Below are 10449 nucleotides of genomic sequence, written 5' to 3' on the forward strand. Positions count from 1 at the left end.
GCACGTCAATGGACGCCCAGCACTGTGAGGAAAATCAGCACGCAGTTCAGGCCCACGATGAGCGTGGCGCTCGTCCAGCCCGCGATCCGAAGCAGTTTCGAGTCCGCGTGGATGCCCATCACCTTGCGGCTGCCGGTGAGGCGGATCAGTGGAATCAGCGCGAACGGAATGCCGAAACTCAGGAGGACCTGGCTGAGGACCAGGGCCAGCGTAGGTTCAACGCCGGCGCCCAGGACCAGCAGAGCCGGGATCAAGGTGAGCGTGCGGCGGATCAGCAGCGGAATCCTGACCTTGAGCAGGCCGCCCATGATGGTGGCCCCCGCGTAGCACCCCACCGACGTGGATGCCAGGCCCGAGGCCAGGAGGCCTATGGCGAATGCGACGCCGATGACGGGCCCCAGTGCCGACGTCACGGCTGCGTGCGCACCGGCAATGGTGTCCGTCCCCTCAACTCCGCGAAGGCTGGTGGCGGCCAGCAGGAGCATGGCGATATTGACGATTCCGGCAAGCAGCAGGGCACCGGCGACATCCACGCGGGTGGCGCGGATCAACCGTGTCCTGACCGCCGGATCCTCTGAGAAGCCGTGGCGGTCCCTGGCCAGGGCCGAGTGCAGGTAGATCGCGTGCGGCATGACAGTCGCCCCGAGCATGCTGGCGGCGAGCAGGACGGTGTCGGTTCCCTCGAAGCGTGGCACAAGGCCGGCGAGGGCACCACCGGCATCCGGCGGCGCGACGAACAGGCCTGAAACAAACCCGACGGCGATGACGCCAAGCAGGGTCAGGATGGCAAGCTCAAAGGACTTCTGACTCCGGTTTGACTGCAGTGCCAGCAGCAGCATGGACGCCAGGCCGATGATGAACCCGCCCGTCAGCAGGGGCAGGCCGAACAGAAGGTTGAGCGCGACGGCGCCGCCAATGACTTCCGCCATATCCGTTGCCCCGGCAACGATCTCAGCCTGCACCCAGTAGGCGCGGCGCCGGGCGGCTCCCAGGCGTTTGCCGAGGATTTCCGGCAGGCTCATTCCGGTGGCCAGACCCAGCTTGGCTGACTGGTACTGGATCAGCACCGCCATGGCATTCGCTGCCACCAGAACCCACACGAGCAGGTACCCGAAGTTAGCGCCGGCGGTCAGGTTCGCCGCCACGTTCCCCGGGTCCACGTACGCGATGGCGGCCACGAACGCGGGCCCGAGCAGCAGGAGGCGGGACCACACTCTGGTGGTGGCGGATTCCGCGGCCAATGTTGAAACAGCCATCACGTGTCCTCGTCGTTGCGGGCGTCAATAAGACGAGGATACCGCGAATTTAGGTATACCGAAAAGTAGGAATAAGGGGCACCAGCAAATGAGCCTGCAACTCCTCCTACTGGTTCTTGTTTGCCCTGTTGATCCGCTTGGCCCGGTCAATCTCGTGCCGGAAATTCCTTTTGACCCAGAACACCCCGCCCACGACGGCCACCGCGACGATCAGGAAAATAAGCCACCCCATGATGATCTCCTTTCAGTGCTGCAACAGTATCAGTGGCCACTCCCCCCGCACCCGCAGGGTCCTGCCAAAAGGGCAAAAGAAAGCCCCGCTGCTTGGAGCAGCGGGGCTTTCTTTGTGGATTCAGCGCGGGCCGGAGCCCGGCGGATCCTTGATCAGCAAGTACTACTTGATGATCTTGGTAACGCGTCCCGAACCAACGGTGCGGCCGCCTTCGCGGATAGCGAAGCCGAGGCCCTCTTCCATAGCGATGGGCTGGATGAGCGCAACGGTCATCTCAGTGTTGTCGCCAGGCATAACCATTTCCGTGCCCTCGGGCAGGGTGATAACGCCGGTTACGTCCGTGGTACGGAAGTAGAACTGCGGGCGGTAGTTGGAGTAGAACGGGTTGTGACGTCCGCCTTCGTCCTTGGAGAGGATGTAGACGTTAGCCTCGAAGTCGGTGTGCGGGGTGATGGAACCCGGCTTGACGACAACCTGGCCACGCTCGACATCGTCGCGCTTCAGACCGCGGAGCAGCAGGCCACAGTTCTCGCCGGCCCATGCTTCGTCGAGCTGCTTGTGGAACATCTCGATACCGGTAACCGTGGTCTTCTGGACCGGGCGGATGCCGACGATCTCGACCTCGGAGTTGATGGCGAGGGTTCCACGCTCGGCGCGGCCCGTAACAACGGTGCCACGGCCGGTGATGGTGAAGACGTCTTCGATCGGCATCAGGAACGGCTTGTCACGGTCACGTACGGGGTCCGGAACGGACTCGTCGACAGCAGCCATCAGGTCCTCAACGGACTTAACCCACTCGGGGTCGCCTTCCAGGGCCTTCAGGCCCGAAACGCGGACAACCGGAGCGTTGTCGCCATCGAAGCCCTGCGAGCTGAGGAGCTCACGAACTTCCATTTCGACGAGGTCGAGGAGTTCCTCGTCATCGACCATGTCAGCCTTGTTCAGTGCGACCAGCAGGTAGGGAACACCAACCTGGCGGGCCAGCAGAACGTGCTCGCGGGTCTGAGCCATCGGGCCGTCGGTAGCGGCAACCACGAGGATTGCGCCGTCCATCTGGGCAGCACCGGTGATCATGTTCTTGATGTAGTCAGCGTGGCCGGGGGCGTCAACGTGTGCGTAGTGACGCTTCTCGGTCTGGTACTCCACGTGGGAGATGTTGATGGTAATACCGCGCTGACGCTCTTCGGGTGCAGAGTCGATCGACGCGAAGTCACGCTTCTCGTTGAGATCCGGGTACTTGTCGTACAGCACCTTGGAAATGGCGGCCGTCAGCGTCGTCTTACCGTGGTCAACGTGACCAATGGTGCCGATGTTGACGTGCGGCTTAGTCCGCTCGAACTTTGCCTTTGCCACAGGTTCCTCCTAGAACGTTTTCAAATAGCTTGCCCTCCAGCCGCGCTTATCGCGGTAGAACTCAGGCAAGTCTACTTGGGGGGCTTTGGATTGGTGAAATTGCAGATTCAGGAACTAATACTAATCCCCTGAGCCTGTTCGTGCAGGGGCCGGAATCCGGCCGGATGACTCCGGCCGGCCCGGCCACCTGCACCGGCCACGCTGTCCGCTGGCAGACAGCGCCACCGAGGTGTTCGCTTCGAAAGTCCGAAGGACTACTCGCCGCGGGACTTCTGGATGATCTCGTCGGCAACTGCCTTCGGGACCTCGGCGTAGCTGTTGAACGTCATGGAGTACACAGCGCGGCCCTGGGTCTTCGAGCGCAGGTCACCGATGTAGCCGAACATGCCGGACAGCGGAACGTGCGCACGGATGACCTTGACGCCCTGTGCATCTTCCATGGACTGCATCTGGCCACGGCGGGAGTTGAGGTCACCGATAACTTCACCCATGTATTCCTCAGGGGTGCGGACCTCGACATCCATCAGCGGTTCGAGCAGAACCGGGTTCGCCTTGCGTGCAGCTTCCTTGAAAGCCATACGGCCGGCGATCTTGAACGCCATTTCCGAGGAGTCAACATCGTGGTACGCGCCGTCGATCAGCGTGGCCTTGATGCCAACAACCGGGTAGCCGGCCAGGACGCCGTCGTTCAGTGCGTCCTGGATGCCCGCGTCAACAGACGGGATGTACTCGCGGGGAACGCGGCCACCAGTGACCTTGTTCTCGAACTCGTACAGCTCGCCCTCGGCGGTGTCCAGCGGCTCGATGGCAATCTGGATCTTTGCGAACTGACCCGAACCACCGGTCTGCTTCTTGTGCGTGTAGTCGTGGCGTTCGACGGCGCGCTTGATGGTTTCGCGGTAAGCAACCTGGGGCTTGCCTACGTTGGCCTCAACCTTGAACTCGCGGCGCATGCGGTCCACCAGGATGTCCAGGTGGAGCTCGCCCATGCCGGCGATGATGGTCTGGCCGGTGTCTTCGTTGAGGGACACCTGGAAGGTGGGGTCCTCAGCGGAGAGCTTCTGGATGGCCGTGGAGAGCTTCTCCTGGTCACCCTTGGTGTTCGGCTCGATGGCAACCGAGATCACGGGCTCCGGGAAGCTCATGGACTCGAGCACAATCTGGTTGCTGGCATCGCACAGGGTGTCACCGGTGGTGGTGTCCTTCAGGCCGATGGCTGCGTAGATGTGGCCGGCGGTAGCGCCCTCAACGGGCATTTCCTTGTTGGCGTGCATCTGGAACAGCTTGCCGATGCGCTCCTTCTTGCCCTTGGTGGAGTTGACCACCTGGGCGCCTGCTTCCACGTGACCGGAGTACACGCGGATGAAGGTGAGCTGGCCGAAGAAGGGGTGGGCCGCAATCTTGAACGCCAGGGCCGAGAACGGCTCTTCAGCGGAAGGCTTGCGGGTCAGTTCCTTCTCTTCGTCGCGAGGGTCGTGGCCGACCATCGGGGGGACGTCAAGCGGGTTCGGCAGGTAGTCCACAACCGCGTCGAGCATGGGCTGAACGCCGCGGTTCTTGAACGCGGAGCCGCAGAAGATCGGGTAGAGCTCGGAGTTGATGGTCATCTTGCGGATGCCGGCCTTGAGCTCGTCAATCGAGATCTCTTCACCCTCGAGGTACTTCTCCATGAGTTCCTCGGAGGACTCGGCGACGGTCTCAACGAGGTTCGCGCGGTACTCCTCGGCCTTTTCCTGGAGGTCAGCCGGGATCTCGCGGATCTCGTACTTGGCACCCATGGTCACGTCGCCCTTGGCGTCGCCGGGCCACACCAGTGCACGCATGTAGAGCAGATCCACGACGCCGATGAAGTCGTTCTCAGCGCCGATGGGCAGCTGCATGACCAGCGGCTTGGCACCGAGGCGGCTGATGATGGTGTCTACGGTGAAGTAGAAATCAGCACCGAGCTTGTCCATCTTGTTGACGAAGCAGATACGCGGAACGTTGTACTTGTCCGCCTGGCGCCAAACAGTCTCGGACTGCGGCTCAACGCCTTCCTTGCCATCGAAGACGGCAACTGCACCGTCGAGGACGCGCAGGGAGCGCTCCACCTCAACCGTGAAGTCCACGTGGCCGGGAGTGTCGATGATGTTGATCTGGTTGTTTTCCCAGAAGCAGGTCACGGCGGCAGACGTGATGGTGATGCCGCGTTCCTTTTCCTGTTCCATCCAGTCGGTGGTCGAAGCGCCGTCGTGCGTTTCGCCGATCTTGTGGTTCACACCCGTGTAGAACAGGATGCGCTCGGTGGTGGTGGTCTTGCCGGCATCGATGTGGGCCATGATGCCGATGTTGCGGACCTTACTAAGGTCGGTAAGCACGTCCTGTGCCACGGGGTCTCCTTTTGGGATGGACTACACGTTCGCCGCCGGCTCGGTTGAGCCGGCGGCGCCCGGGGAGTATTACCAGCGGTAGTGTGCGAAGGCCTTGTTGGACTCGGCCATCTTGTGGGTGTCTTCGCGACGCTTCACAGCGGCACCGAGACCGTTCGACGCGTCCAGGATTTCGTTCTGGAGGCGCTCGGTCATCGTCTTCTCGCGGCGGGCCTTGGAGTAGCCAACCAGCCACCGCAGGGCGAGTGCGGTGGAGCGGCCCGGCTTGACCTCAACCGGAACCTGGTAGGTGGCGCCACCGACACGGCGGGAGCGGACCTCGAGGGAAGGCTTGACATTGTCCATGGCCTTCTTCAGGGCTGCAACGGGGTCGCCGCCGGACTTGGCGCGAGCGCCTTCGAGTGCACCGTAGACGATGCGCTCCGCCGTGGACTTCTTGCCGTCAACGAGTACCTTGTTGATGAGCTGGGTTACCAGCGGGGAACCGTATACCGGATCCGAAACGAGCGGCCGCTTGGGGGCCGGACCCTTGCGAGGCATATTACTTCTTCTCCATCTTTGCGCCGTAGCGGCTGCGGGCCTGCTTACGGTTCTTCACACCCTGGGTATCGAGGGCGCCACGGACGATCTTGTAGCGGACACCCGGGAGGTCCTTAACACGACCACCGCGAACGAGCACAATGGAGTGCTCCTGCAGGTTGTGGCCAACACCGGGGATGTAGGCGGTAACTTCCACGCCGCCGTTGAGGCGCACACGTGCCACCTTACGGAGAGCCGAGTTCGGCTTCTTCGGGGTGGTGGTGTAGACGCGGGTGCAAACACCGCGGCGCATGGGGCTGCCCTTAAGCGCGGGAGCCTTGGTCTTTGAGACCTTAGGCGTGCGGCCCTTACGGACCAGCTGGTTAATCGTAGGCACTCTCGTGTTCTCCGTTTTATCCGGAGTGGCTGTTTCCGGCCACTCTCCTGTTGCGTTGCCCCGCCGCCCGGGCCCTGAAGGGAATCTCCATGGCGGCGAAGGCGAAGCCTTAATAGTCGGATCGCACACCGGCACGAAACGTACATTCCTGCAGTTCCCTAGGCATGCAAAAATGTGGCATACGTTGCACAAGAACCCTGCAAACCGGAAACGTCGCTCTAATCCAGCTTCTCAGCTGATACCGGCGCACTCATCCACTGCCACAATAACAATTGGTAACAAGTCTAGCATGGACGGGCTCCATGCCTTAATCGGCGGGTTAAACGGGGATGGTCCCCCACCTTTCGGTGCGGGACCATCCGTCGTCAAGCTTCCGGATCAGCGGAAGTCATTGCCCAGGTCGTAGTCATCCAGCGGGATGGCGTGGAACTCGGGAGCTCCGTCACCGCCCAGGGTGTCGTACGAGAAGTCACTGAATGCGCTGGGGCCGGTGAACAGGTTGGCCTTTGCTTCCTCAGTGGGCTCCACGGTGACCTCGGTGTAGCGCGGGAGACCCGTGCCGGCCGGGATCAGCTTACCGATGATGACGTTTTCCTTCAGGCCGAGCAGCGGATCGCTCTTGCCTTCCATGGCCGCCTGCGTCAGGACGCGGGTGGTCTCCTGGAAGGAAGCTGCCGACAGCCAGGACTCGGTGGCCAGCGACGCCTTGGTGATGCCCATGAGTTCAGGACGTCCGGAAGCCGGAGTCTTGCCCTCGGACACAACGCGGCGGTTGGCGTCCTCGAAGCGGCTGCGCTCGGCGAGCTCGCCGGGCAGCAGGTCCGATTCGCCGGACTCGATGACCGTGACGCGGCGCAGCATCTGGCGGACGATAACCTCGACGTGCTTGTCGTGGATACCAATGCCCTGGCTGCGGTACACGCCCTGCACTTCGTCCACGAGGAACTTCTGTGCCGCACGCGGGCCCATGATGCGCAGGACCTGCTTGGGGTCGACCGGGCCGTTGATCAGCTTCTGGCCAACGGAGACGTGGTCGCCGTCTTCGATCAGCAGGCGTGAACGGCGGAGGACCGGGTAGGCGATCTCTTCCGTTCCGTCATCCGGGGTGATGACCAGGCGCATCTGGCGCTCGGACTCTTCGATGGTGATGCGGCCGGCTGCTTCAGCAATCGGGGCAACACCCTTCGGAGTACGGGCTTCGAAGAGCTCCTGGATACGGGGCAGACCCTGGGTGATGTCGTCGCCACCACCGGCGGAAACAGCACCACCGGTGTGGAACGTACGCATGGTCAGCTGGGTACCGGGTTCACCGATGGACTGTGCGGCGATAATGCCCACGGCCTCGCCGATGTCCACGGTCTTGCCGGTGGCCAGCGAGCGGCCGTAGCACAGGGCGCAGGTGCCGACGCTGGACTCACAGGTGAGTACGGAGCGGACCTTGACCTCGGTGATGCCTGCCTTGAAGAGCTCGTCGATCACAACGTCGCCGCAGTCGGTGCCGGCGGCTGCGAGGACGTTGCCCTCGGAGTCCACGACGTCGACAGCCAGCGTACGTGCGTAGGCGCTGTTCTCGACGTTCTCGTCCAGGACCAGCTCACCGTTGGAATCGGCGACGGCGATGGGCGTAACCAGGCCACGCTCGGTGCCGCAGTCCTCTTCGCGGACGATGACGTCCTGCGAGACGTCCACCAGTCGACGGGTCAGGTAACCCGAGTTGGCGGTACGCAGTGCGGTATCGGCCAGGCCCTTACGGGCACCGTGCGTGGCGATGAAGTATTCCAGCACCGACAGGCCCTCGCGGTAGGAGGACTTGATGGGGCGCGGGATGATCTCACCCTTCGGGTTGGCCACCAGGCCACGGATACCCGCGATCTGGCGGACCTGCATCCAGTTACCACGGGCACCGGAGGACACCATGCGGTTGATGGTGTTCATCGGGGACAGGCTCTCACGCATCACCGAGGCGATGTCGTTGGTTGCCTTGTTCCAGATCTCGATCAGTTCCTGGCGGCGCTCGTCGTCGTCGATCAGGCCCTTGTCGTACTGGCCCTGGATCTTGGCGGCGCGCTCCTCGTACCCTGCAAGGATTTCCGGCTTGGCAGCGGGAACCTCGATGTCGGAGATGGCGACGGTGACGCCCGAGCGGGTGGCCCAGTAGAAACCGGCATCCTTCAAGTTGTCCAGCGTTGCCGCGGTGACGACCTTGGGGTAGCGCTCGGCGAGGTCGTTGACGATCCGCGACAGTTCGCCCTTGTCGGCAACGGCTTCAACCCACGGGTAGTCCTCGGGCAGGGTCTGGTTGAACACAACCTGGCCCAGGGAGGTCTGGACGAGCGCCGGCTGACCGGGCTCCCAGCCTTCCGGGGCTTCCCAGCCGGCGTAGGGAACGAATCCTTCGAGCCGGATCTTGACCTGCGAGTTCAGGTGAAGCTCGCGTGCATCGAAGGCCATGATGGCTTCCGATACGGAGGAGAAGATCCTGCCTTCGCCGGCCGAGCCCTTGCGCTTGGTGGTCAGGTGGTACAGGCCGATGATCATATCCTGCGAAGGCAGGGTGACCGGGCGTCCGTCAGAGGGCTTCAGGATGTTGTTCGAGGACAGCATCAGGATGCGGGCCTCAGCCTGCGCCTCGGGGCTCAGCGGCAGGTGGACTGCCATCTGGTCGCCGTCGAAGTCGGCGTTGAACGCGCCACAAACCAGCGGGTGCAGCTGGATTGCCTTGCCTTCAACAAGCTGCGGCTCGAACGCCTGGATGCCCAGGCGGTGCAGGGTAGGTGCACGGTTGAGCAGCACCGGGTGTTCGGTGATGATCTCTTCGAGCACGTCCCAGACCTGCGGGCGGTAGCGCTCCACCATCCGCTTTGCCGACTTGATGTTCTGGGCGTGGTTGAGGTCAACCAGGCGCTTCATCACGAACGGCTTGAAGAGCTCCAGGGCCATCTGCTTGGGCAGGCCGCACTGGTGCAGCTTCAGCTGCGGACCGACGACGATGACCGAACGGCCCGAGTAGTCGACGCGCTTGCCGAGGAGGTTCTGGCGGAAACGGCCTTGCTTGCCCTTGAGCATGTCGCTCAGGGACTTGAGCGGACGGTTGCCAGGTCCGGTGACCGGGCGGCCGCGGCGGCCGTTGTCGAAGAGGCTGTCAACAGCTTCCTGAAGCATGCGCTTCTCGTTGTTGACGATGATCTCCGGAGCACCCAGGTCAAGCAGGCGCTTGAGGCGGTTGTTGCGGTTGATCACGCGGCGGTACAGGTCGTTGAGGTCGGAGGTCGCGAAGCGGCCACCGTCCAGCTGGACCATGGGGCGCAGTTCCGGCGGGATCACCGGGACGGCGTCGAGGACCATGCCGAGCGGGCTGTTGTTGGTGGTCAGGAATGCGTTGACCACCTTGAGCCGCTTGAGGGCGCGGGTCTTGCGCTGGCCCTTGCCGTTGGCGATAACGTCGCGCAGCAGGTCGGACTCGGCCTGCATGTCGAAGTTCTCGAGGCGCTTCTTGATCGCCTCGGCACCCATGGAGCCTTCGAAGTACATGCCGTAGCGGTCGCGCAGTTCGCGGTACAGGCCTTCGTCACCTTCGAGGTCGGCGACCTTCAGGTTCTTGAAGCGGTCCCAGACCTGCTCGAGGCGCTCGATGTCGGCGTCGGCACGCTTGCGCACGTTGGCCATCTGGCGGTCGGCGGAGTCGCGGGCCTTCTTCTTGTCGGCAGCCTTGGCGCCTTCGCCCTCAAGGCGTGCAATTTCGCCTTCAAGGTCGCGGGCGATCGCGGCGATGTCGGCGTCGCGGTTGTCGATCAGCTGCTTCTTCTCGATGTCGTGCTCAACCTGCAGGTTGGGCAGTTCCTCGTGGCGGGCAGCCTCGTCGACGCTGGTGATCATGTAGGCAGCGAAGTAGATGACCTTTTCGAGGTCCTTCGGCGCCAGGTCAAGGAGGTAGCCCAGGCGGGACGGAACACCCTTGAAGTACCAGATGTGGGTAACGGGGGCGGCCAGTTCGATGTGGCCCATGCGCTCACGGCGGACCTTGGCGCGGGTGACTTCAACGCCACAGCGCTCACAGATGATGCCCTTGAAGCGCACGCGCTTGTACTTGCCGCAGTAGCATTCCCAGTCCCGGGACGGGCCGAAGATCTTCTCGCAGAAGAGGCCGTCCTTCTCGGGCTTGAGCGTGCGGTAGTTGATGGTTTCCGGCTTCTTAACCTCGCCGTACGACCAGCCGCGGATGTCTTCCGCGGTGGCGAGGCCGATCTGCATGAGGCCGAAGGAGGATTCGCTGGACATATGGTCCCTGTTCTCTCTTGTTCTCTAAATTCTGAAGTCTTGGTG

General features: G+C 62.8%; 7 protein-coding genes. All 7 read right to left on the reverse strand.

The features are described 5' to 3' along the window. Positions 1 to 5: 5 nt before the first annotated feature. Positions 6 to 1256 carry an Nramp family divalent metal transporter gene (locus VIK36_RS15720; RefSeq protein ID WP_324642643.1) on the reverse strand — a complete coding sequence of 417 codons (1251 nt, stop codon included), beginning with the start codon at positions 1254 to 1256 and terminating at the stop codon, positions 6 to 8. Between the two features lie 106 nt (positions 1257 to 1362). Beyond that, positions 1363 to 1488, reverse strand: a complete 126-nt coding sequence (locus VIK36_RS15725; protein ID WP_255172848.1) for a hypothetical protein — start codon at positions 1486 to 1488, stop codon at positions 1363 to 1365. A gap of 162 nt (positions 1489 to 1650) precedes the next feature. Next, positions 1651 to 2841: an elongation factor Tu gene (gene tuf, locus VIK36_RS15730; RefSeq protein WP_141159762.1), complete on the reverse strand. Its 1191-nt coding sequence runs from the start codon at positions 2839 to 2841 to the stop codon at positions 1651 to 1653. A gap of 254 nt (positions 2842 to 3095) precedes the next feature. Further along, positions 3096 to 5210, reverse strand: coding sequence for an elongation factor G (gene fusA, locus VIK36_RS15735; RefSeq protein WP_324642644.1), 2115 nt, complete (start codon positions 5208 to 5210; stop codon positions 3096 to 3098). 69 nt (positions 5211 to 5279) lie between these two features. Continuing rightward, a complete protein-coding gene (gene rpsG, locus VIK36_RS15740; protein WP_003803829.1) occupies positions 5280 to 5750 on the reverse strand; it encodes a 30S ribosomal protein S7 in 471 nt (156 codons plus the stop codon). 1 nt (position 5751) lies between these two features. Beyond that, positions 5752 to 6126: a 30S ribosomal protein S12 gene (gene rpsL, locus VIK36_RS15745; protein ID WP_009358312.1), complete on the reverse strand. Its 375-nt coding sequence runs from the start codon at positions 6124 to 6126 to the stop codon at positions 5752 to 5754. Positions 6127 to 6504: 378 nt separating this feature from the next. Beyond that, the gene (locus VIK36_RS15750; RefSeq protein WP_159631358.1) at positions 6505 to 10404 is read right to left on the reverse strand and encodes a DNA-directed RNA polymerase subunit beta'; all 3900 of its coding nucleotides are present in this window, start codon (positions 10402 to 10404) and stop codon (positions 6505 to 6507) included. Positions 10405 to 10449 lie beyond the last annotated feature (45 nt).

The organism is Pseudarthrobacter sp. LT1, assembly GCF_035621795.1.
Lineage (GTDB): Bacteria > Actinomycetota > Actinomycetes > Actinomycetales > Micrococcaceae > Arthrobacter.

Excerpts from the sequence above, each read along its gene's own strand:
- VIK36_RS15720 (WP_324642643.1), bottom strand. The coding sequence starts at position 1,256 with ATGGCTGTTTCAACATTGGCCGCGGAATCCGCCACCACCAGAGTGTGG.
- VIK36_RS15725 (WP_255172848.1), bottom strand. The coding sequence starts at position 1,488 with ATGGGGTGGCTTATTTTCCTGATCGTCGCGGTGGCCGTCGTGGGCGGG.
- VIK36_RS15750 (WP_159631358.1), bottom strand. The coding sequence starts at position 10,404 with ATGTCCAGCGAATCCTCCTTCGGCCTCATGCAGATCGGCCTCGCCACC.
- rpsG (WP_003803829.1), bottom strand. The coding sequence starts at position 5,750 with ATGCCTCGCAAGGGTCCGGCCCCCAAGCGGCCGCTCGTTTCGGATCCG.